This window comes from Mycobacterium sp. DHQP2018-32-09 (genome assembly GCF_058148405.1).
In genome coordinates, this window is record NZ_JBYVYK010000028.1 from 23,286 (window position 1) to 44,521 (window position 21,236).

The 21,236-nt window shown below is 69.6% G+C and carries 22 protein-coding genes; 9 read left to right on the top strand and 13 right to left on the bottom strand.

The annotated features are described in order from the left end of the window. From AC30CM_RS15080 to AC30CM_RS15120, 9 genes are all read right to left on the bottom strand, one after another. Positions 1 to 843, bottom strand: coding sequence for an SDR family NAD(P)-dependent oxidoreductase (locus AC30CM_RS15080; RefSeq protein ID WP_490117701.1), 843 nt, complete (start codon positions 841 to 843; stop codon positions 1 to 3). Beyond that, positions 840 to 1,283: a nuclear transport factor 2 family protein gene (locus tag AC30CM_RS15085; protein WP_490117702.1), complete on the bottom strand. Its 444-nt coding sequence runs from the start codon at positions 1,281 to 1,283 to the stop codon at positions 840 to 842. The genes AC30CM_RS15080 and AC30CM_RS15085 overlap by 4 nt, the downstream gene beginning before the upstream one ends. Before the next feature lies 1 nt (position 1,284). After that, entirely contained in the window at positions 1,285 to 2,418 is a 1,134-nt protein-coding gene (locus AC30CM_RS15090) for an NDMA-dependent alcohol dehydrogenase (protein ID WP_490117703.1), read from the bottom strand. 95 nt (positions 2,419 to 2,513) lie between these two features. Continuing rightward, positions 2,514 to 3,053, bottom strand: a complete 540-nt coding sequence (locus AC30CM_RS15095) for a nuclear transport factor 2-like protein (protein WP_490117704.1) — start codon at positions 3,051 to 3,053, stop codon at positions 2,514 to 2,516. Between the two features lie 59 nt (positions 3,054 to 3,112). After that, complete coding sequence (locus AC30CM_RS15100; RefSeq protein ID WP_490117705.1) at positions 3,113 to 3,325, bottom strand: ferredoxin; 213 nt, start codon at positions 3,323 to 3,325, stop codon at positions 3,113 to 3,115. 7 nt (positions 3,326 to 3,332) lie between these two features. Further along, positions 3,333 to 4,691 (bottom strand): cytochrome P450, encoded by a 1,359-nt coding sequence (locus AC30CM_RS15105; protein WP_490117706.1) that lies wholly within the window; start codon positions 4,689 to 4,691, stop codon positions 3,333 to 3,335. Next, positions 4,688 to 5,515, bottom strand: a complete 828-nt coding sequence (locus tag AC30CM_RS15110; protein WP_490117707.1) for an SDR family oxidoreductase — start codon at positions 5,513 to 5,515, stop codon at positions 4,688 to 4,690. Before AC30CM_RS15110 ends, AC30CM_RS15105 begins: the two co-directional genes overlap by 4 nt. Before the next feature lie 19 nt (positions 5,516 to 5,534). Further along, on the bottom strand, positions 5,535 to 6,752 hold the full coding sequence (locus tag AC30CM_RS15115; protein ID WP_490117708.1) for a cytochrome P450: 1,218 nt from the start codon (positions 6,750 to 6,752) through the stop codon (positions 5,535 to 5,537). Next, positions 6,753 to 7,334: a TetR family transcriptional regulator gene (locus AC30CM_RS15120; protein WP_490117753.1), complete on the bottom strand. Its 582-nt coding sequence runs from the start codon at positions 7,332 to 7,334 to the stop codon at positions 6,753 to 6,755. It abuts the gene before it with no gap. Between the two features lie 214 nt (positions 7,335 to 7,548). On the opposite strand from AC30CM_RS15120, the gene AC30CM_RS15125 reads away from it, so the two are divergent. The 5 genes from AC30CM_RS15125 to AC30CM_RS15145 are packed head-to-tail and all read left to right on the top strand — an operon-like array spanning position 7,549 to position 12,315. After that, the gene (locus AC30CM_RS15125) at positions 7,549 to 9,018 is read left to right on the top strand and encodes an aldehyde dehydrogenase (protein WP_490117709.1); all 1,470 of its coding nucleotides are present in this window, start codon (positions 7,549 to 7,551) and stop codon (positions 9,016 to 9,018) included. A 25-nt stretch (positions 9,019 to 9,043) separates the two neighbouring features. Continuing rightward, the gene (locus AC30CM_RS15130) at positions 9,044 to 9,802 is read left to right on the top strand and encodes an SDR family oxidoreductase (protein ID WP_490117710.1); all 759 of its coding nucleotides are present in this window, start codon (positions 9,044 to 9,046) and stop codon (positions 9,800 to 9,802) included. Then, the gene (locus AC30CM_RS15135) at positions 9,799 to 10,650 is read left to right on the top strand and encodes an NAD(P)-dependent oxidoreductase (RefSeq protein ID WP_490117711.1); all 852 of its coding nucleotides are present in this window, start codon (positions 9,799 to 9,801) and stop codon (positions 10,648 to 10,650) included. The genes AC30CM_RS15130 and AC30CM_RS15135 overlap by 4 nt, the downstream gene beginning before the upstream one ends. Before the next feature lie 5 nt (positions 10,651 to 10,655). After that, the gene (locus tag AC30CM_RS15140; protein ID WP_490117712.1) at positions 10,656 to 11,099 is read left to right on the top strand and encodes a carboxymuconolactone decarboxylase family protein; all 444 of its coding nucleotides are present in this window, start codon (positions 10,656 to 10,658) and stop codon (positions 11,097 to 11,099) included. Next, complete coding sequence (locus AC30CM_RS15145; RefSeq protein WP_490117713.1) at positions 11,089 to 12,315, top strand: hypothetical protein; 1,227 nt, start codon at positions 11,089 to 11,091, stop codon at positions 12,313 to 12,315. Before AC30CM_RS15140 ends, AC30CM_RS15145 begins: the two co-directional genes overlap by 11 nt. On the opposite strand, the gene AC30CM_RS15150 is transcribed toward AC30CM_RS15145, so the two are convergent. Next, a complete protein-coding gene (locus AC30CM_RS15150; protein ID WP_490117714.1) occupies positions 12,312 to 12,911 on the bottom strand; it encodes a TetR/AcrR family transcriptional regulator in 600 nt (199 codons plus the stop codon). The two genes, AC30CM_RS15145 and AC30CM_RS15150, sit on opposite strands and share 4 nt — an antisense overlap. Positions 12,912 to 12,952: 41 nt before the next feature. Beyond that, positions 12,953 to 14,200 carry a cytochrome P450 gene (locus AC30CM_RS15155; protein WP_490117715.1) on the bottom strand — a complete coding sequence of 416 codons (1,248 nt, stop codon included), beginning with the start codon at positions 14,198 to 14,200 and terminating at the stop codon, positions 12,953 to 12,955. Between the two features lie 152 nt (positions 14,201 to 14,352). On the opposite strand from AC30CM_RS15155, the gene purD reads away from it, so the two are divergent. Next, entirely contained in the window at positions 14,353 to 15,615 is a 1,263-nt protein-coding gene (purD, locus tag AC30CM_RS15160) for a phosphoribosylamine--glycine ligase (RefSeq protein ID WP_490117716.1), read from the top strand. Here the strand turns inward: purD and AC30CM_RS15165 are convergent. Next, positions 15,612 to 16,451: an alpha/beta hydrolase gene (locus AC30CM_RS15165; protein WP_490117717.1), complete on the bottom strand. Its 840-nt coding sequence runs from the start codon at positions 16,449 to 16,451 to the stop codon at positions 15,612 to 15,614. The genes purD and AC30CM_RS15165 overlap by 4 nt on opposite strands. Before the next feature lie 86 nt (positions 16,452 to 16,537). Here AC30CM_RS15165 and AC30CM_RS15170 point away from each other — a divergent pair, with 86 nt between their 5' ends. Genes AC30CM_RS15170 through AC30CM_RS15180 form a run of 3 tightly spaced genes read left to right on the top strand, consistent with a single transcriptional unit; the run spans position 16,538 to position 19,650 of the window. Then, positions 16,538 to 17,161 (top strand): TetR/AcrR family transcriptional regulator, encoded by a 624-nt coding sequence (locus tag AC30CM_RS15170; protein WP_490117718.1) that lies wholly within the window; start codon positions 16,538 to 16,540, stop codon positions 17,159 to 17,161. A gap of 31 nt (positions 17,162 to 17,192) precedes the next feature. Further along, complete coding sequence (locus AC30CM_RS15175) at positions 17,193 to 18,209, top strand: SDR family NAD(P)-dependent oxidoreductase (protein WP_490117719.1); 1,017 nt, start codon at positions 17,193 to 17,195, stop codon at positions 18,207 to 18,209. A gap of 16 nt (positions 18,210 to 18,225) precedes the next feature. Next, on the top strand, positions 18,226 to 19,650 hold the full coding sequence (locus tag AC30CM_RS15180) for an APC family permease (protein ID WP_490117720.1): 1,425 nt from the start codon (positions 18,226 to 18,228) through the stop codon (positions 19,648 to 19,650). On the opposite strand, the gene AC30CM_RS15185 is transcribed toward AC30CM_RS15180, so the two are convergent. After that, positions 19,613 to 21,202: a DUF429 domain-containing protein gene (locus AC30CM_RS15185; protein ID WP_490117721.1), complete on the bottom strand. Its 1,590-nt coding sequence runs from the start codon at positions 21,200 to 21,202 to the stop codon at positions 19,613 to 19,615. The two genes, AC30CM_RS15180 and AC30CM_RS15185, sit on opposite strands and share 38 nt — an antisense overlap. Between the last annotated feature and the right edge of the window lie 34 nt (positions 21,203 to 21,236).

A 21,236-nucleotide genomic window follows, 5' to 3' on the forward strand; every position in this document is an offset into this window, starting at 1 on the left:
CTACCCGATGACGTCTGCCAGCTCCTCGACCGTCCAGGGCGGCTGGTCGTGATGGTCGCGGTAGGCGAGCAGCGCGGGCGTGGGGCGGTCGAAGCGGCCCACGAAACCGCCTGCGGCGATGAAGATCTGGCCCGTGATCGCGGCCGCCCCGTCGCTGACCAGGTACGCGTACGTCGGCGCGGCGTACTCCGGGCCCGCCGCGTCCAATGCTCCCGCCATGCTCGCGTCGTCGAGCATGCCGCGGCGGTTCAGCTCCGCGATGTGGGCCTCGTAGTCGGCGCCGGTGGACAGCCGCGTCCTGGCCCCGGGGCACACCACGTTGGCGCGCACGCCGTGCTCGCGCAGCTCGGCCGCGATGGCCATCGTCAAGCCGTTCACGCCGCCCTTGCCCGCCGGATAGCCCGTCCCGCCGTAGTCGCCGAGGTAGGCGAACGAACTGGTGTTGACGATGGCCCCGCCGCCCTGCGCGACGAGATGCGGCGCGGCGGCGCGGCACGTCTCGAAGGTGGTCAGCAGGTGTGCGTCCAGTAGCTCGCGGAACTGGCCCGACGTGACGTCGAGGATCGAAGAGCCCACAGGCTCGGCCGTGCCCGCGCAGTTCACCAGCGCGTCGATGCGGCCGAACTCGCCGACGCACGTCCGGACCAGCAGGTCGGCGACCGCGGGCTCGGCGGGGGAGCCGGCGATGCCGAGCGCCTGCTCCCCGAGCCGCGTGCCTGCCTGGCCGACGGCGTCCGGGTCGCGGCCGTTGACCACGACCCGGAAGCCCTGCGTCACCAACAGTTCGGCTACCGCGAGGCCGACGCCCCGCGTACCGCCGACGACGACGGCCGCCCGGCTCACTCCTGCCCGAACCGCATGGCGTCCATGTTCCAGTAGCCCCGCAGGTTGGTGATGAGTCCGGCGTCGTTCACGCGGTAGGTGAACACGCCGCGCACGGTGGCGGTGAAGCCGTTCGGGAACACCGTGTGCAGCACCAGGACGTAGGCGATCTCGTGAGGGGAACTCGACGGGAACGATTCCTCGCGCGTCACCGTCAGCGTGTTGGGTCCGATGTTGGCGTCGTAGAAGGCCGCTAGCGCCTCCTTGCCGCGCACGCCGGCCCCGTCGGGGTTGGTGACGGCCTCGCCGATTGGATCCTCGACCACGACGTCGTCGGCCATCAGGGCCAGCCAGCCCTCGCGGTCACCCGACTGCACGCACCTCCACGAGGCCTCCGAGGCCGCGACGACGGGACTGGTGTCGGGGCTGGTGTCGGGGCTGGTGAGGTCGGGCCCCGTCACGTCACCGGTCCGCGTCGGTGTAGCGGATGACGCCGCGGATGTTGCGGCCCTCCAGCATGTCGGTGTACCCGTCGTTGATCTGCTCGAGGCGGTATTGCCGGGTCACCATGTCGTCCAGGTTGAGCCGGCCGGCCTTGTACATCGACAGCAGCTGAGGGATGTCGTGGTGCGGGTTGCCGCCGCCGAAGATGGTGCCCTGCAAGCGCTTCTGCAGCAGGGTGAGCATCGACAGGTTGAGCTTGACGTCGTTCTCGGCCATGTTCGCCACGGCGGTCGCCACCACGGTGCCGCCCTTGGCGGTGATGTTCATGTAGTGGTCGATGTCCTCGCCCTTGAGTTCGCCGACGGTGACGATGGTCTTGTGTGCCATGCGGCCCTGGGTGACCTCGGCGACGCCGGCCATGGCGCTGAAGATGTCGGGATAGGCGTGGGTGGCGCCGAACTTCAGGGCGTTGTCGCGCTTGAACTCGACGGGGTCGACGGCGAACACGTTGCGGGCACCGGCGTTCAGCGCGCCCTGCAACGCACCGGTGCCGACGCCACCGACGCCGACGATCACGACGTCGTCGCCCGGACGCACGTCGCCGCTGCGGACCGCGGAGCCGTATCCGGTGGTGACGCCGCAGCCCACCAGGCAGGCCACCTCGAAGGGGATGCTCGGGTCGATCTTCACGACCGAACTCTTGTGCACCACCATGTACGGGCTGAAGGTGCCGAGCAGCGTCATGGGGATGACGGGCTGGCCGTTCTTGACGGCGTGGATGCGGTAGCTACCGTCGGACACCGCGGTGCCCGCGAGCAGTCCGGCGCCCAGGTCGCAGAGGTTGCGCAGCCCCTCCTGGCAGGCCGGGCACTCGCCGCAGGAGGGGATGAAGGACAGCACCACGTGGTCGCCGGGGGCGATGTGGTCGACTCCAGGACCGACCTCGGTGACGATGCCCGCGCCCTCGTGGCCGCCGAGCACGGGGAAGCCCGCCATCGGGATGTCGCCGGTCACCAGGTGGTGGTCGGAGTGGCACATCCCGGAGGCTTCCATCTGGATCTTGACCTCGTCCTTGACGGGGTCGCCGATCTCGATCTCCTCGATCGACCATGGCTGGTTGAACTCCCAGATCAGGGCGCCCTTTGTCTTCATCCGAACGTGCCTTTCACTTGAGCCGATGACCACAGACTAGAGGCATTAGTTACGTGCGTCACACCCACCCCCAATCAACTGCTTGGCCGGGTCCGTCACCAGAGGGGGACGGGGCTGGCGCCGATCGGGTAGTAGCCCGGCAGCTTCTCGCCGGCGAGGCTGCGTTCGATGCGTTTCTGCATGGTGGGCGTCAGGTCGCCGGAGGCGATGAGCTTCATGAAGGCGTGCTGCACGTGGCCGAAGTCGAAGAAGTCGCGTTGCCACTCGATGAGCAGCCGATCGTCGAGCCGGAACCAGCTGCCGCCGATGCCGTAGATCTCGTCGCGGGTGCCGTCGCCCTTGTGGGCGATCTGCTTCCAGAAACCGACGATCTCGCGCTGCTTCTCGTCGATGAGCGTCTTCTGGTACTCGTAGACCCAGTTCTCGAGGCCCTCCATCTCGAGGCCGAGGGCGATCTCCGCGATCTCCTTCTTGCCGACGCACATCACGTCTTCCTTGGGGCCGATGTTCCAGCCGTAGGTCGCGTCGTCGGTGTAGAACTCCGCCAACGGCGTCCAATCGCCCGCCTGCTCGGCCTCGCGATTGGCTTGGAGCCAGCGCTGCACCCAGTCTTCCAGTTGTTCGCGGGACGCCATCGTCACTCCTTCTCGTCGGTGTTTCATGGTCGGTCTCCTCACCTTCGCTCGTGCCTCGCTCAGGTTTCGTCGACCTCCGTGATGGACAGGGCTCGGGTGGGGCACATCTCGACGGCCGACTCGACGGCGTCGCGAAGCTCGTCGGGTGGCTCGGGGTCCAGGATCTCGACCGCGCCACGCTTGGGCACCCGGAAGACCTCGGGCGCCTCCAGTTCGCACATGGCGTGGCCCTGGCACAGGTCGTCGTCGAGTTCGATGCGGTAGCAGCCCATCTCGCGGCTATCCCCGGACTCGCCTGCGATACCGCACCGTCGCCGGGCGCGCCAACTGCACGACCATCTTCGAATGGTCGTTGCGATAACTCTCCGGCGGCTGCGCCATCTCGAACTCATACTCGCGCAGCAGGACCGAGAAGATCGCCTTGATCTGCATCTGCGCGAACGCGGCGCCGACGCAGCGATGCTTGCCCGCCCCGAACGGGATCCACGTCCAGCGGTTGAGCAGATCCTCCTGGCGGGGCTTGTCGTAACGGTCGGGCTCGAAGGCATCGGGGTTGGGGAAGTCCTCGGGGATCCGGTTGGAGATCGCCGGCGAGGCCGCCACCATCTGCCCCGCGTGGATCGGGTGGCCGCCCACCACGAACTCGTCCTTGGCCACCCGCATCAGGATGATCAGCGGCGGATGCAGTCGCAGGGTCTCCTTCAGCGCGTTGTCGAGCTTCGGGATCTGGCGCAGCGCGTGGAAACTCACCTCCTGGCCGTCGGCGTAGAGATCGTCGAGTTCCTGCTGGACCTGCGCGTAGTACTCGGGGTGGCGCAGCAGTTCGATGAGCGTCCAGCTCGACGTGCCCGAGCTGGTGTGGTGCCCGGCGAACATCAGCGAGATGAACATGCCCGTGACCTCGTTGGCCGAGAACCGGGGATTGCCTGCGTCGTCCTTGATCGACACCAGCACGTCGAGCAGGTCGCGATCGGCCTTGTCGGAGGGCGGATCGGCGATGCGGCCCGCCATCACCTCGTCGACCAGCGCCACCAGGTTGGCCCGGGCCTCGTCGCGGATGCGGAAGCTCTCGATGGGCAGGTACGGGTCGACGTAGCAGAGCGGATCGGTGCCCCGCTCCAGCAGGTGGTAGTAATCGGCGAACCGCGAGTCCAGCTGGTTGCGGAACTTCAGCCCGATCAGGCACGCCGTGGAGGTGTAGATGGTCAGCTCGGCGAAGAAGTCGAGCAGGTCGATCTCACCGGTGTCGCCCCAGTCCTGCGTCATGCGCCGCACTTCGTTCTCGATGGTGGCCGCGTGCCCCTTCATCTGCTCACCGCGAAGCGCGGTGTTGTGCAGCATCTCCGCGCGGCGCTCCGGATCGGCGTCGAAGACCACGCCCTCGCCGAAGATCGGCGTCATGAACGGATACGCCTCGGCCTGGTTGAGTTCACCGTCGCTGGACCGGAAGAAGAATTCGTTGGCCTCCGCTCCGGACAGCAGCACCACCTGCTTGTCGGCCAGTTGGAACCAGCCGACGTCGCCGCATTCCTGCCGCACCCGGTGCATCAGCCCGATGGGATCGGTGCGGAACTCCTCGAGGTGACCGTGTTCCTCTTCCTCGCCGCCGGAGACGCGGGGGACGATGGTGGCAGTCACTGCTTTCCCATCCCTTCTTCGCCGAGCGCCAACTTCTGGCGGTCCTTCGTCGCCGCCAACGGCGCCTCGGGTTGTAATTCCATGTTGGCGACGAAGCCGCCGCGCGGGGTCTCGGCGACGAACGTGATGGCGCGCGCGAGATCGGTTGCGCGCAGGAAGTAGTCGTGGCGCGCCTGGCCCCACTTGGCCCAGTCCTCGAGTGCGGGGCCGATCTGTTCGGCCGGGAGGCTCCAGCCCATCGAGGTCTTGGTGGGTCCGGGATGCACGATGGACGCGCGCACGCCAGTGCCCTCCAGCTCCATCTGCAGGTTGTTCACCATGGCCACCAGCGCCGCCTTGGCGGCGCCGTAGGCACCCATGTGGGGTCGCTGACGCAGCGCCACTTCGGAGCCCACGAAGATCAGGTCACCGCGTTGGCGTTCGAGCATCCCCGGAAGTACGGCCGCCGCAAGGCGATTGGCGCCGACGAGATGAATCTGCAGCTGCGAGTCGAACTGCTCGGTGGTGATCTCCGCCAGCTTGCCGAAGTAGGTGTCGCCGGCGCCTGCGACCAGCACCTCGATGTCGCCGAGCGCCGCGCGGGCCTGTGCCACGAACGACGACACCGAGTTGGGGTCGGTGACGTCGAGGTGAAAGCCGACGGCCTCACCGCCGTCGGCGTTGATCTTGCCGACCAGGTCGTCGAGCTTCTCGACGCGGCGGGCCCCCAGCGCGACGGGGAACCCGCGCGCGGCGAGTTCGATCGCGGTGGCCTCGCCGATGCCTGCGGACGCGCCGGCGACGATGGCGGGCCGGCGTTCGGGTAGTGGTGCGAAGCGGGGCATGAAGAACCTCTCGGGCCGCTCAGCGGGCGTGGACGGTGATGGGCAGGTGGGCGAAGCCACGGACGTTGCTGGAGTGCACGCGCACCGCGTTCGCCTCGTCGACCTCGTAGCCGCGGATGCGCTGGAACAGTCCGGCCAGGGCCACGCGGGCCTCCATGCGGGCCAGGTGCGCCCCCAGGCAGAAGTGCGCGCCGCTGCCGAAGCTCATCAGCTTCGACCCGATGTCGCGGCCGATGACGAAGTCGTCGGGCCGGTCGAACACCCGCTCGTCGCGATGCGCCGAACCGGGCAGCAGCAGCATCACGTCGCCGTCGGGGATCGTGGTGTCGTAGAGCTGGAGGTCGCCGACCACCGTGCGCGCCAGGATCTGGCTGGACGTGTCGTAGCGCAGGGTCTCCTCGACCCACGCCGGGACGAGGTCCAGGTCGTCGTAGACGGGGCGGAGCTGGTCGGGGTTGCGGTGCCCCCAGAAGGCAGCGTTGGCAAGGAGTTTGGTGGTGGTCTCGTTGCCGGCGATCACCATCAGGAACATGAACCCCAGCACCTCGTCGTCGGTGAGGCGGTCACCGTCGATCTCGGCTTCGAGCAGGGCCGTGGTCAAGTCGTCCGACGGCGCGCGACGCCGCTGCGCCACCATCTCCTGGTAGTAGACGATGAGGTTCAGCGATGCCTCGATGGCCTCGGGGGGGACGTCGGTGACCCCCTCGTCGCGATGCATCACGCCGTCGGCCCACGCGCGCACCTGGACGCGGTCCTCCTCGGGGACGCCCATCAGCTCCGAGATGACGTCCATGGGCAGCTTGCCCGCGAACTCGTCGACGTAGTCCACGGTGGCTCCGGCGGCGGCCATCTCGAGCATGACGTCCAGGTGCTTGACCGCGATCTGGGTGACGCGTGGCTCGAGTTCGCGGATGCGTCTCGGCGTGAAGCCCTTCGACACCAGCGTGCGCAGCCGCAGGTGCGCGGGATCGTCCATGGCCAGGAAGCTCATGGTCTTGGCGGCGTGCGGTCCACGGGACGCCGGATCCAGCGAGACGCCGAACTTGTTGGACAGCGTGGTGCTGTTGCGGAACCCGGTGAGCACGTCGGCATGCCGCGACAGCGCCCAGAAACCGAGGTCGCCGTTGCGGTACAGCGGCGCCTCGTCGCGCAGCCGCTGGTAGTACGGGTACGGATCCTCGTGGAAGTCGTAGTCGTACGGGTCCAAGACGACGCCGGGGGGTTGGGTGACGGTCATCTAGCGGGCCTCTCCGACGATCAACCCGACGACGTAGGACAGTCGATCGGCGATCTGGTGGTAGGTGAACGCGCCGCTGCCGGCATTGGTCAGCGCGCCGAAGAACGTCATCTCGAGGGCCGACACCACGCGGGGGTCGGCGTCGGGGCCCACCGACGACCGGATGCGCCGGTGGATCTCGCCGCCGATGCGGTCGCGCACCTTGCGCACCGTGGGGTCGGTGCCGGTGAGCAGGGCGGTGGTGCAGGCGGCCGCGACCTCCGGCTCGTCGGCGACCGTGAGTGCCAGGGCGCGCAACGTCTTCTCGACGCGAACGGCCATCGAATCGTTGACGTCGGTGAAGTAGGGCACCTGCCTGACCAGGTCGAGGTAGACCTCGGCGATCAGGTGGTTCTTGGACGAGAAGTAGGTGTAGGCGGTCGCGGGGGCCACCTTGGCCCGCGCGGCGACCGCGCGCACCGTCAGGTCGGCATAGGACGATTCGCGCAGCATCTCCACGCCCGCCGTCAGCACCTTGCGGAACGTTTCCTCCTGGCGCCGGTTGCGTGGCGTGTCGCCGACGTCATCCGTGATCGCGGCCATCGCATCGCTGGACACGTGTCCAAGTTATCGGACGGAGGCCACCGAGACAAGAACGCCCGGTGAATACCGTTGTTCGATGGTGTTTTTCCCACCGAAGCGGCGGTCGGCGGAACGTGCACCCTTGCCCATGGGCCGTGACCGCGGTTAGGGTGCGACGAGACCCCGTCGGACAGTTGTCCAGGTTCGGCGGGCCGAATGGGAGAGGGGAACCCGGATGGCTCTGCTCGCCGAGCGCGAGAGCGCTCTGCTGATCGACGGGCGGTTGCTGCCCGGCGGCGCCGGGACGTTCCCGACGATCAATCCGGCCACCGAGGAGACCCTCGGCGTGGCCGCCGACGCCACGGCCAAGGACATGGACGCCGCCATTGGTGCCGCGCGGCGGGCGTTCGACGAGACCTCCTGGTCCACCGACGTCGACCTGCGGGTGCGGTGCATCCGACAGCTGCGGCAGGCGATGCGCGACCACACCGAAGAGCTGCGCGAGCTGACGATCGCGGAGGTCGGGGCCCCGCACATGCTGACCGCCGGGGCCCAATTGCAGGGACCGGTCGAGGATCTCGGCTTCTGCGCCGACACCGCCCGGGACTACGCCTGGTCGACCGATCTCGGCATCGCCGCCCCCATGGGCATCAAGACCCACCGGACGATCGCCCGCGAGGCCATCGGCGTGGTCGGCGCCATCACGCCGTGGAACTTCCCGCATCAGATCAACCTGGCCAAGCTGGGCCCCGCGCTGGCGGCGGGCAACACCGTGGTGCTCAAGCCTGCACCCGACACACCCTGGGCCGCAGCGGTTCTCGGTGAGCTGATCGTCGAACACACCGACATCCCGGCGGGCGTGGTCAACATCGTCACCGCCAGCGATCACGCGGTGGGCGCCCTGCTGTCCACGGACCCCCGGGTCGACATGGTGTCGTTCACCGGTTCCACCACCACCGGCCGCGCCGTGATGGCCGATGCCTCGGCAACGCTGAAGAAGGTGTTCCTGGAACTCGGCGGCAAGTCGGCGTTCCTGGTGCTCGACGACGCGGATCTCGGCGGCGCCTGTGCCATGGCCGCTTTCACCGCCTCGATGCACGCGGGCCAGGGATGCGCGATCACGACCCGCCTGGTGGTGCCACGGGCCACCTACGACCAGGCCGTCGAAGCGGCCGCCGCGACCATGGCGGGCCTCACGCCCGGTGACCCGACCAACCCGGGCACCGTGTGCGGCCCGGTGATCTCGGCGCGGCAGCGCGAACGCATCGAGGGGTATCTGGCGTCGGCCCGCGATGCCGGCGGCAGATTCGCCTGCGGCGGCGGCAGACCCACCGATCGTGACGCCGGCTTCTTCGTGGAACCGACGGTCATCGCCGGCCTGGACAACACTGCCAGGGTGGCCCGTGAGGAGATCTTCGGTCCCGTGCTCACCGTCATCGCCCACGACGGCGACGACGACGCGGTGCGCATCGCCAACGACTCGCCGTACGGCCTGTCCGGCACGGTGTTCTCCGGCGACGACGAGCGCGCACGGCGGATTGCCGCGCGACTGCGCGTCGGCACCGTGAACGTCAACGGCGGTGTCTGGTATTCGGCCGACATGCCGTTCGGCGGCTACAAGCAGTCCGGCATCGGCCGGGAGATGGGCATCGCGGGTTTCGAGGAGTACCTCGAGATCAAGGCCATCGCCACCGCGGCGCACTAGCCGTCACGACCAGCGAGGAGAACCAGTGGGTACGTACGAAGGGTTCACGGACAAGGTGGCCATCGTCACCGGCGCAGGGGGAGGCATCGGGCAGGCCTACGCCGAGGCGCTGGCTCGCGAGGGAACCGCGGTGGTCGTCGCCGACATCAACGTCGAGGGCGCCCGGAAGGTCGCCGACGGCATCGCGGGCGAGGGCGGCACCGCGCTGGCCGTGCGTGTCGACGTCTCGGACCCGGAATCGGCCAAGGACATGGCCGCTCGGACCCTCTCGGAGTTCGGCGGCATCGACTACCTGGTCAACAACGCGGCCATCTTCGGCGGCATGAAGCTCGACTTCCTCATCACCGTCGATTGGGACTACTACAAGAAGTTCATGAGCGTGAACCTCGACGGAGCGCTGGTGTGCACGCGGGCGGTGTACCGCAAGATGGCCAAGCGCGGCGGCGGGGCGATCGTCAACCAGTCGTCGACCGCGGCGTGGCTGTACTCGAACTTCTACGGGTTGGCCAAGGTGGGCATCAACGGCCTCACCCAGCAATTGGCCACCGAGCTGGGCGGGCAGAACATCCGCGTCAACGCCATCGCCCCCGGGCCCATCGACACCGAGGCCAACCGGACCACGACGCCGCAGGAGATGGTGGCCGACATCGTGAAGGGGATCCCGTTGTCGCGCATGGGTGAACCAGAGGACCTCGTCGGCATGCTGCTGTTCCTGCTCTCGGATCAGGCCAAGTGGATCACCGGCCAGATCTTCAACGTCGACGGCGGGCAGATCATCAGGTGAGTGCCGACCTGCTGCTGGGTTACGTGGGCCTGGGCAACCAAGGCGCGCCGATGGCGCGTCGACTCGTCGACTGGCCCGGCGGGTTGGTCGTCTTCGACGTGCGCGCCGAGGCCACCGCGCCGCTGGCGCAACTGGGGGCCCGGGTGGCCGACGACCTCGCCGCCGTGGCGGCCGCCGACGTGATCAGCGTGACCGTACTCACCGATGCCCAGGTGCGCGACGTCGTCGGCGAGATCGCCGGCCACGCGCGGCCCGGCACCGTCGTCGCCATCCACTCGACGATCGAACCCGAGACCGCCGCCGAACTGGCCGAACGACTGCGCCCCAGCGGAATCCACGTCGTCGACGCGCCGGTCAGCGGCGGCGCAGGCGCGGCCGAGGCGGGGGAGCTGGCGGTGATGGTGGGCGCCGACGACGACGCCTACGAGCGGGTCAAGCCGGTGTTCAAGAAGTGGGCGTCGATGGTGGTGCGGGCCGGCGAGCCCGGCGCGGGTACGCGGATGAAGTTGGCGCGCAACATGTTGACCTTCATCGGGTTCGCCGCGGCATGCGAGGCGATGCAGCTGGCACAGGCCTCGGGCATCGACCTGCAGAAGCTGGGCCGCGTGGTGCGCCACAGCGACGCGCTCAGCGGCGGGCCTGGGGCGATCATGGTGCGTGACGACACGTCGCCGTTGCCGCCCGAACACTTCCTGCACGACATGTTCGTGCACACCCGGGGGTTGGGGGAGAAGGACCTGAGGCTGGCGATCGGGCTCGGCGAGAGCACCGACGTCGACCTGCCCCTGGCGCGCATCGCGTTGCAGAACTTGGCCGCCGGGCTCGGCGTGCCGCACGAGGAGGAGTGACCCCGATGGACGAGCTGCGCCGCAAGGGCCTGGCGAAGATGAACGACGTGTACGGGTGGGAGATGCCCAACATCGAGGGCGACCCGTTCTTCGACCTCACCGTCGACCACCTGTTCGGCACCATCTGGTCCAAGCCGGGCCTCTCGATGCGGGACAAGCGGTTGATGACGCTGTCGGTGGTGACGGCGCTGGGTCTGCAAGACCTCGCCGAGGTGCAGGTGAACGCGGCCCTGCTCAACGGCGAGCTGTCCGAGGACGAGCTGAAGGACGTCGCGATCTTCCTCACCCAGTACGTCGGGTTCCCGCTGGGTTCCGGACTCAACGGCACCATCTCGAAGGTGGCCGCCAAGCGCCGCAAGGCCGCCGAGCGTGGCGCCGCCGAAGACCGCAAGGCCAACGCCAACGCCGCGGTGAAGATGAACACGGGCGCGACGCTCGATGACGAGTAGGTACGCGGCGCTCTCGCGCGCCGAACTCGCGACGCTGGTCCCCGAACTGCTGCTCATCGGGCAGCTGATCGACCGCGCCGGAATGGCCTGGTGCATCTCCGAGTTCGGCCGTGAGGAGATGCTGCGGATCGCCATCGAGGAGTGGGCCGGCGCCAGTCCGCTCTACACCAGGAGGATGCAGCGCGCGCTGAAGTACGAGGGCGTGGACGTCATCACCATCTTCAAGGGGCTGCAGCTCGACATCGGCGCCCCGCCGCAGTTCATGGACTTCCGCTACACCGTGCACGACCGCTGGCACGGTGAGTTCCACCTCGACCACTGTGGCGCGCTGCTGGACGTCGAACCGATGGGTGACGACTACGTGCGCGGCATGTGCCACGACATCGAGGACCCGACGTTCGACGCGACGGCGCTGGCGACCAACCGTCGCTGCCAGGTGCGCCCCATCCATCGGCCGCCGCGCGCGCCCGCCGACCGGCACCCGCACTGCGCCTGGACGGTGACCATCGACGACGCCCACCCCGAGGTGGGCTTCATCCCCCAACTCGACGTCGTGGGGGCCAGCCGGGCCCACCAGACCCGGTTGGCCGACATCGATCCCGACGACGAGGGATTGGCCGACTACGCCGGACCGCTGCTGTCCGACGTGGACTTCGGTGCGTTCTCGCACTCGGCGCTGGTACGCATCGCCGACGAGGTGTGCCTGCAGATGCACCTGCTGGTGCTGTCGTTCAACCTCGCGGTCCACGCGAGGAGCGGTGGCGACGAGGCGCGGGAGACCGCGATCCGCTACAAGGCGCTCACCGGCATCGCAGGCGTGGCCGCCGAGCGCATCCACCGAGCGCTCGGACTGCCCGCGGACGCCGTGGGGGCCCTGCGCGTGCTCGAGCTGCATCCGCTGCTCAACCCGGCGGCCTACGTGTCGGTGGACGTCGAGCCGGGCTTCGTGCGGGTGCGGCACTCGCCCGCGCACGACGACGGCGCCTGGGTGTCGCTCTGCTCGCCGGTGGCCGACCGGCCGCTGCAGGCCATCGTCGCGGCGGTCGATCCGTACCTGCGCGCCGAGGTGGTGGGCGCGGCGACGGACTGGACGGTGCGGGTGGTGCACGCCGACACGGCGGCCGACGAACTCCCCGAGGTCGCGGTGTGCAAGTTCTCCGGGGGTGCCAACTGGGTGTTCGAGGAGCGGAAGTCGTTGCCGCTCACCGTCGTCTAGGCTTCCCCTGCCGCGGCGACCGCGACCCACCGGCGCAGGTAGTGCCGGAGCGCGGCGCCGGTGCGCGGTGGCCGGCCCGGGTCGATGACGAAGGACTGAATGGTGCGCAACAGGTGCTCGGCCAGTTCGTCGAGTTCGTGACCGGCGAACCCGTGGGCGACCCAGTCGACGTCGAAGCGGCGCACCATCTGCCCGGCGAATCCGCGGGCGACGTCCGAGGTCACGCCCTCGGTGTGCGCGTCGGCGCGGCCCGGCACGATCAGCAGCCCGATGTGCTTGTCCTTCGGCAGCCACTCCAGCGCCGTCGCGACGGCCTCGGTGACCGCGTCGACGGGATCGTGGATGCCCGCGACGTGTGCGGCGACGCGATCGAGGAAGTCGTCGGCGGCGTGCACGGCCGCGGCCACCAGCAGGGCGTCGGTGCTGGGGAAGTAGCGGTACACGGTCTGACGCGTCACCCCGAGCGTGCGGGCCACGTCGGCGATCGAGATGTCCGCCCCGCGCTCGTCGATGGCGTCGGCGGCGGCGTGCAGGATGCGCGCGACGGCTTCGTCGTCGCTCGCGGGCGCCGAGCCCGACCAGCCATGGGTACGCACCCGGGAATGGTACCCGCTGCGTGGTGGCGCCCGATGCCGGTTCAGCCCTGGTAGGACACGGGCAGATCCTTGACGCCGTTGATCCACCCGGATCGCAGCCGTTGCGGTTCACCGAGTTTCGTGATGTCGGGAATCTGATTGGCGATCTCGTCGAAGATCAACCGGATCTCCATGCGGGCCAGGTTGGCGCCGATGCAGAAGTGGGCGCCGTTGCCGCCGAAGCTCAAGTGCGGGTTGGGATTCCGCGTGATGTCGAATGCGAAGGGGTGCTCGAAGACGGTCTCGTCGAAGTTCGCCGAACTGTAGAACAGCCCGACGCGCTGCCCGGCCTTCACGACGACGTCGCCGAACGGCACGTCGATCAGCGCGGTGCGTTGGAAGCAGTGCACCGGGCTGGCCCAGCGGATGATCTCGTCGACCGCGGTCGCGGGGCGCTCGCGCAGGAACAGCTCCCACTGGTCGGGATGCTCGAAGAACGCGTTCATGCCGTGCGTCATGGCGTTTCGCGTGGTCTCGTTGCCCGCCACGGCCAGCAGGATGACGAAGAACGCGAACTCCACGTCGCTGATGGCCTCGCCGCCGTCCTCGGCCTGCACCAGGCGGGTGACGATGTCGTCGCTGGGGCTGCGGCGGCGCTCCTCGGCCATGCCGTAGGCGTAGCCCATCAGCTCGGCGTTGGCCGTCGTCGGATCCGAGTCGAAGTCGGGGTCGTCGGTGTTCATGATGCAGTTCGACCAGTGGAACAGCCGCTCGCGGTCGGACTCCGGTACGCCGATCAGGTCGGCGATGGCCTGCAGGGGCAGCAGCGTGGCGACGTCGTCGACGAAGTTGCCGCTGCCCTTCTCGGCGGCATCGGCCACGATGGCACGTGCCGATTCGGCGAGCGTCGCCTCCAGCGTGGCGACGGCGCGCGGGGTGAACAGGCGCGACACGATCTTGCGCAACCGGGTGTGCTCGGGGGCGTCGTGGTTGATCAGCAGGGCCTTGGTGAGGTCCAGCTGCTCCTTGGTGACTCCGTCGGGCAGACGCATGACCGCGCCCTTGGCGTTGGTGGACCACGCGTCGCCGTTGCGGGAGATGGCCTTCACGTCGTCGTGGCGGCTGACCACCCAGTAGCCGCCGTCGTCGAAGATCGACTCCTCCTGGGCGTTCCACCAGACGGGCGCGGTCTTCCGCAGGCGCGCGAACTCCTCCACGGGGATGCCGCGAAGCAGGACGTCGGGGTCGGTGAAGTCCCACCCGGGGGGAAGGAGGGGGGCGGGTATGGAAGGGGGCACGGGAGGGGGCATGGAAGCGGGCATGGAAGAGGGCACGGAAGCGGGCATGGAAGAAGGCGTGGTCGTCATGGCGAACTCCTTCGTGTGACGTACGGCACGTTCGACTAGACCATACACCTTGTCGAGATATGTATGCCCGAGGCCGGGGCGCTACTGTGACACGCGTGCACGTCCTCGTCATAGGCTCCGGCGCCCGCGAACATGCCCTGCTCCTGGCGTTGCGCCGCGACCCCGAGGTGACCGGCCTGGCCGTCGCCCCGGGCAACGCGGGAACGGCTGGCATCGCCGACCAGCACGACGTCGACGTGACCTCCAGCGCCGAGGTGGTGCACCTCGCCCAACGTCTGGGCACCGATCTGGTGGTCATCGGTCCCGAGGTGCCACTGGTCCTCGGCGTCGCCGACGCCCTGCGCGAGGCGGGGATCGCCTGCTTCGGGCCGTCCAAGGACGCCGCCCGCATCGAGGGCTCCAAGGCCTTCGCCAAGGACGTCATGGACGCCGCCGGGGTGCGCACCGCCCGCAGCGAGATCGTGGACAACCCAGCACATCTCGACGCCGCGCTGGACCGCTTCGGGCCGCCGTCCGGGGAGGCGGCGTGGGTGGTCAAGGACGACGGCCTGGCCGCGGGCAAGGGCGTGGTGGTGACCGCCGATCGCGACGCCGCGCGCGTGCACGCCGCAGGCCTGCTGGACGCCGGGCATCCCGTCCTCCTCGAATCCTTCCTCGACGGTCCCGAGGTCAGCCTCTTCTGCATCGTCGACGGTGACACCGTGGTGCCGCTGCTCCCCGCCCAGGACTTCAAGCGCGTCGGCGACGGCGACACCGGGCCCAACACCGGCGGCATGGGCGCCTACGCGCCGCTGCCCTGGCTGGCCGACGGCACGGTCGAGGCCATCGTGTCCGACGTCGTCGCCCCCGTCGCCGCCGAGATGGTGTCCAGGGGTTGCCCGTTCAGCGGCCTGCTGTACGCCGGGCTGGCCATGACGTCGAACGGCCCCGCCGTCGTGGAGTTCAACTGCCGATTCGGCGACCCGGAGACCCAGGCCGTCCTGGCGCTGCTGGACAGCCCCCTGGGTCAGGTGCTGCGCGCCGCGGCCACCGGGAACCTGGCCGCCCAGCCGGCCCTGCGGTGGCGCGACGGCGCCGCCGTCACCGTGGTGCTCGCGGCCGAGAACTATCCGGGCAGGCCCCGCGTCGGCGACCCGATCACGGGGTCGGAGGCCGAGGGCGTCCTGCACGCGGGGACGCGGCGCGACGACGGCGTCGTGGTCTCCTCCGGAGGTCGGGTGCTGTCGGTGGTCGGCACCGGCGCCGACCTCGCGGCCGCGCGTGACCAGGCCTACGCCCGAATCAACGGAATCCGGCTGGCGGGCAGCCACTTTCGCACCGACATCGGCCTGGCCGCAGCCGAAGGCCGACTCGGCTAGGCGACGAGGAGCGGGGCCATCCAGGAGATCTCGGCGGGCAGCTGGGAACTCCAGAACGCCCCGTCGTGCCCGCCGGGAGAAAAGCCGCCCGCAGGCGGATGAGGCAGCTGCGCGATGAACTGCTTGGTGGCCGAGTAGAACGGGTCGTCGTCGCCGCATTCGACGCGGATCGGAATCGAGTTCAGCGCAGGCATTCCCCACACGCTGTTGGCCGCATAGTCATCCGCACCGTCGAACGCACCCGGCGCCGTCGCGCCCGACGACGTCCACAGCGCCGGGCTCACCGCGCAGATCGCCGCCGTGCGCGCCGGGCCCAGCCGCCCGCCCAGCAGCAGCGCGCCGTAACCACCCATCGACCAGCCGAGGAACCCGACGCGCGACGTGTCGAGGCCCTGCCCCGACAACATCGGCAGCAGCTCGTCGAGCACCATGGCGCCGGAGTCCTCACCCGAGGCGCGCCGATGCCAATACCCGCCCCCGCCGTCGACGGCCACCACCGCGAAGGGCGGCAGCCCGGCGGCCACGGCCTGCGCCAGACCGCCCTCGACACCGCCGGCCATCACCCCCGCCGCGTCCTGCCCCTTGCCGTGCAGGGCGATCACCGGGCGCAGCGGCGCGGTCTGCCCCGGCGGCCGCGCGATGGCCCAGTTCGTGGTCACCCCGCCGCGCGCGGCGGACACGAACGACCCGGTGGTGTACGTCGGCGCGGGGGCCGCCGTGGCCGTCGGCGACCCCAGGGTCAACCCCACGGCCGAGGACACCGCACACGCGCCGGCGGCACCGGCGCCCAGGCGCAACAGCGTGCGCCGGCTCAGATCAGACACGACCGACATCATGCCAAAGCCACGGGGAGTCATCGAATGGCTGAGTAGCAGCTGATGATTGGCCGAAAGCGTCATGACGTGACCCCGCGGCTGGCAGCATGTTCACCGTGACGGCAGCGGTCACCCCGAAGGGGGAGCGGCGACGGTACGCGCTCGTCAGCGCGGCCGCCGACCTGCTGTGCGAAGGCGGCTTCGACGCCGTCCGGCACCGCGCCGTCGCCCGTCGCGCGGGGCTGCCGCTGGCCTCCACGACCTACTACTTCTCCTCCCTCGACGACCTCATCGCCAAGGCCGTCGAACACGTCGGCAGCCGCGAGTCCGAGAAGCTCAACCTGCGCGTCGCCGGGCTGTCCCGCCGCAAGCGCGGCGCCGAGTCCACGGCCGACGTCCTGGTCGACCTGCTGGTCGGCGACGGCCCCGGTTCGAGCGACTCCGAGGAACTCATCTCGCGCTACGAGCGCTACATCGCCTGCGCGCGCCAACCCGCGTTGCGCGACGTCCAACGCCAGATGATGAAGAAGCGCGCCGACGCGGTCGTCGAGGTCGTCGAGCGGTCCGGCCGCGCCGTGCGGGAGGAACTGGTCACCGCCCTGGTGTGTGCCGTCGACGGCGCCGTGGTGGCATCGCTCGTCGGCGTCGGAGAGGGCGCCCGCGCCGCCGCCCGCGCCACCCTGGTCGAGGTCATCGACGTGCTCGCTCCACTGGACGCCTCGGGAGTTTGACCGGCGCGCCCCATGGCTACCTAGGCAGGCGATGAACAGCACTCTGGGCGGCACCCTGGGCAGCACCCTGGCCAACGCCCTCGACGTTGCCCTCGACCGCTCGCTGATCGGCTACACCAAGCTGGGATCCGCGCTGCGTCGGGCGTGGTGGCCCGCCGACCCACCGCTGCAGGCACTGGCGGGCAAGCGCGTCGTGGTCACCGGAGCCACGTCGGGCATCGGCGAGGCGATGGCCGTGTCGTTCGCCCGCCTGGGCGCCACCGTGCACCTGCTGGGCCGCAACCCCGACAAGGTGCGCCACAGCGCGGGTGTGGTCCGCGGACTGGTGCCCGGCGCCGTCGTCATCGAAGAGGTATGCGACGTCGGCGACCTCGACGCCGTCCGGGCCTGGACCGACGACCTGGCGTCGCGCATCGACTCCCTGACCGGGCTGGTGCACAACGCCGGCGCCATGCCCAAGACCCGAGCCGAGACCCCGCAGGGGCACGAGACCCAACTGGCCGTGCACGTCCTGGGCCCGCACCTGATGACCGAGCGGTTGCTGCCCCTGCTGCGGGCCGCAGGCGGGGCCGGCGGGGCTTCGGTGGTGTTCGTGTCCTCCGGAGGGATGTACAGCGCCGGGCTGTCTGCCGACGATCTCGAATCCACCGCCGGCGACTACGACGGGGTGCGGGTGTATGCGCGCACCAAGCGGATGCAGGTGGTGCTCGCCGACGCCTGGGCCCGACGCCTCGCGGACACCGACGTGCGGGTGGAGAGCATGCATCCCGGCTGGGCCGAGACGCCCGGCGTCGCCGAGGCGTTGCCGACCTTCCGCAGCATCACCGCACCGCTGCTGCGCGACACCACCGACGCCGCCGACACCGCGGTGTGGCTGGTGGCGGTGCGGCCCCCGTCGCGGCCGGGACACTTCTGGCACGACCGCGCACAACGCCCCACCACCTTCGGATGGCAGCGGTCGCACGACGCTCGCGAGGTCGCGCGATTCCTCGACGCGGTTGCGGCGAACACCGATACCACCAGAAACTGGTCGACACCAGGTGACTGACGGCAGAGGAGCGCACATGACCCAACCCGATATCGCCGAGTCCGAACCTCAGCTCAAGCGGGTCATGGGCCCGGGGCTGCTCCTGCTGTTCATCGTCGGCGACATCCTGGGCACCGGCGTGTACGCGCTCACCGGCCAGGTGGCCGGCGAAGTCGGCGGCGCCGCATGGCTGCCGTTCCTCATCGCGTTCGCCATCGCGACCGTCACCGCGTTCTCCTACCTGGAGCTGGTCACCAAGTACCCGCAGGCCGCCGGTGCAGCGCTCTACGCGCACAAGGCCTTCGGCATCCACTTCTTCACGTTCCTGGTGGCATTCGTCGTGATGTGCTCGGGCATCACGTCGGCGTCCACCGCATCGCAGGCATTCGCCGCCAACTTCCTCAAGGGCTTCGGCCTCGGCGAGGAGAAGCTGGCGGTCGCCGCCATCGCGCTGGCCTTCATGGCCGTGCTGGCGGCCATCAACTTTCGCGGCGTCAGCGAGAGCGTCAAGCTCAACGTGGTGCTCACCATCGTCGAGATCACCGGCCTGGGCGTGGTGATCCTCGTCGGCCTGTGGGCGTTCACGCAGGGCGGTGACTTCGACCTGTCCCGGGTGATGGTGTTCGACAGCGAGGAGGAACGCAGCACGTTCGTCGCCATCACCGCCGCGACGTCGCTGGCGTTCTTCGCGATGGTCGGATTCGAGGACTCGGTCAACATGGCCGAGGAGACCAAGGACCCGGTGCGGGTGTTCCCCCGAGTGTTGTTGACCGGCCTGACGATTGCCGGCATCGTCTACGTCCTGGTGTCCATCATCGCGGTGGCCCTGGTGCCCATCGGCGACCTGCGCACCAGCTCGACGCCGCTCGTCGACGTCGTCGAGGCCGCCGCACCCGGCCTGCCCATCGACGAGATCTTCCCGTTCATCACCATGTTCGCGGTGTCCAACACCGCACTGATCAACATGCTGATGGCCAGCAGGCTCATCTACGGCATGGCCCGCCAGCACGTGCTGCCGCCCGTCCTCGGCACCGTGCACCGCACCCGGCACACGCCGTGGGTGGCCATCCTGTTCACCACCGTGATCGCGTTCGGGCTCATCCTCTACGTGTCGGCATTCGCCAGCAAGTCGGCGGTCTCCGTGCTCGGCGGCACCACCTCACTGCTGCTGCTGGCGGTGTTCACCGTGGTCAACGTCGCCGTGCTGGTGCTGCGGCGCGACGTCCGCGAGGACGGGGCACACTTCAAGACCCCGACGGTGCTACCCGTCGTCGGCGCCGTGGTCTCGGCCTACCTGGTGCTGCCCTTCTCGGGCAGACCCGCGTCGCAATACGTGCTCGCCGGGGCGCTGGTGGCCGTCGGCGTGGTGCTGTTCTTCGTCACCACGCTGATCAACCGCCAGCTCGGCATCCGCGGCCAAACCATCACCGATCCGGCGAATCTCGACGGTGGTCCCCAGTGATCTTGTCGAACCTGGTGCGCAGCAGGTCCTTTCGATGGGCATTGCCGTGCAGCGCGAGGTAGCGATCCCCGAACCGCGCCAGTAGCGCATCGTCGAGCCTGCGCACCGCGCCCGCCGGATACCGATAGTCCATGGCGCGGTTGACGGCCACCTCGTCCACCTGGTCGAGCACCGCGGTCAGCTCGGCCAGCGACGTGATCCCGAGTTCGAGCAGCAGACCCGAGATCCAGCCGTAGTGGTCGGTGCGCGACCACCCGGCATCGGCGTACCGGTTGCCCAGATACGTCGCCAGCACCGGGGTCACGATCCGCGGATCCGACGTGTCGGTCTCCTCCGCGGCGCCGGCGTCGACGCCGGTCCCGCGCAAGCGCTCCCGAATCGCCGAGAACTCGCCGTCGGCCAACTCCAACAGACCCGCCGCCAACGTGAACCGGCGATCCAGGTCGGGACCGTGTGCCGCCGGGATCGACCCCTTGTAGCGGATGTCGTGCTCGAACTCCGCCCACGCGTGCTGCAACACCGTGCGAATCTGGATCGACGCCGGCTGCTGTTCGCCCTCGATCCCCACCAGCAGATGACGGCTGGCATAACCCCACCGGCCCTCCCGCGCCGTCTCCGCGCCCCAGTCCCGGTCCTCCAGCAACCGCAACTCCTCGCCGAGCAGCGTCGCCACCGTCGCCACGTCGTCGCGCAGGTAGGTGATGACCCGCAGCCCGATCTGGTCGGTGATCTCCGAGAGCGGGTCGCCGAACGGGGCCCGATCACCCGCCGTCCGGGTGGCCTTGCCCGCAAACGACTCGACGGTCTTCGTGCGCGCGGTCACGCTCAGATAGTTGATGCCCGCATCGTCGAGCAGCCCCCGGACCAGCCGCAGGTAGCGATCACAGGCCTCCACCAGCGCGGGCCGTCGCGCAGCGTACTTCTCGACCGCCTCCTGGACCGCCGACCGCGTGCCCATCGTCGGGCGCGGCTGCGCCGAAGGGTGCGCGGGGGCCAGCACCGCGGCGCGGGACCCCGTGATCGTCACGTCCTGCGGTCGTGCCTGGCAGCACAGCGCGACGTACGCGCACACCACGGCGTCGACGGGATCGCCGTCGCGGTCGAGCTGACCGGCGCGCGTCGCGGCCTCCACCCGCTTGCGCAGCTCCACCCAGGTGATGTTGCGGTTCACGCGCAACCGTGGCGTCGCCGCGTCCAATTCCTCCAGATGCGTCATGAGCGCCAACAGGTCCCGCTTGCGGCGGCCGACGTCCGGCGCCCGTGACGCATCGACCCCGAACAGCGCCGCCGCTGCGTGCGGAGACACCAGCAGCGCGCGTCGGGTCGAGGACTCGTCCAGGGCCAGGCCCCACTCACGGGCCAGCGCCTCGGCGCGCGGTCCGTCGGCGACGGCCACCAGGCAGTCGTCGGCGACGTAGGGGGCCACGGCGCTCTGCACGTCGGCATCCGAGGATGCGGTGCCCAGGTGCACCAGGCGGCCGTCGGCCTCGGCCACGGCGATGCCCGTCTGGTCGTGCTCGGTCGGTGCCAGGTCGACGCCCACGAAGTACATGCGATCCACCCTGCCGTACGGCGACTCCTAAACT

Excerpts from the sequence above, each read along its gene's own strand:
- AC30CM_RS15155 (WP_490117715.1), bottom strand. The coding sequence starts at position 14,200 with ATGCCCCCTCCCGTGCCCCCTTCCATACCCGCCCCCCTCCTTCCCCCC.
- AC30CM_RS15090 (WP_490117703.1), bottom strand. The coding sequence starts at position 2,418 with ATGAAGACAAAGGGCGCCCTGATCTGGGAGTTCAACCAGCCATGGTCG.
- AC30CM_RS15115 (WP_490117708.1), bottom strand. The coding sequence starts at position 6,752 with ATGACCGTCACCCAACCCCCCGGCGTCGTCTTGGACCCGTACGACTAC.
- AC30CM_RS15120 (WP_490117753.1), bottom strand. The coding sequence starts at position 7,334 with ATGGCCGCGATCACGGATGACGTCGGCGACACGCCACGCAACCGGCGC.
- AC30CM_RS15170 (WP_490117718.1), top strand. The coding sequence starts at position 16,538 with ATGTTCACCGTGACGGCAGCGGTCACCCCGAAGGGGGAGCGGCGACGG.
- AC30CM_RS15145 (WP_490117713.1), top strand. The coding sequence starts at position 11,089 with ATGACGAGTAGGTACGCGGCGCTCTCGCGCGCCGAACTCGCGACGCTG.
- AC30CM_RS15140 (WP_490117712.1), top strand. The coding sequence starts at position 10,656 with ATGGACGAGCTGCGCCGCAAGGGCCTGGCGAAGATGAACGACGTGTAC.
- AC30CM_RS15100 (WP_490117705.1), bottom strand. The coding sequence starts at position 3,325 with ATGGGCTGCTACCGCATCGAACTCGACGACGACCTGTGCCAGGGCCAC.
- AC30CM_RS15185 (WP_490117721.1), bottom strand. The coding sequence starts at position 21,202 with ATGTACTTCGTGGGCGTCGACCTGGCACCGACCGAGCACGACCAGACG.
- AC30CM_RS15175 (WP_490117719.1), top strand. The coding sequence starts at position 17,193 with ATGAACAGCACTCTGGGCGGCACCCTGGGCAGCACCCTGGCCAACGCC.
- AC30CM_RS15125 (WP_490117709.1), top strand. The coding sequence starts at position 7,549 with ATGGCTCTGCTCGCCGAGCGCGAGAGCGCTCTGCTGATCGACGGGCGG.
- AC30CM_RS15180 (WP_490117720.1), top strand. The coding sequence starts at position 18,226 with ATGACCCAACCCGATATCGCCGAGTCCGAACCTCAGCTCAAGCGGGTC.
- AC30CM_RS15110 (WP_490117707.1), bottom strand. The coding sequence starts at position 5,515 with ATGCCCCGCTTCGCACCACTACCCGAACGCCGGCCCGCCATCGTCGCC.
- AC30CM_RS15165 (WP_490117717.1), bottom strand. The coding sequence starts at position 16,451 with ATGATGTCGGTCGTGTCTGATCTGAGCCGGCGCACGCTGTTGCGCCTG.
- AC30CM_RS15095 (WP_490117704.1), bottom strand. The coding sequence starts at position 3,053 with ATGGCGTCCCGCGAACAACTGGAAGACTGGGTGCAGCGCTGGCTCCAA.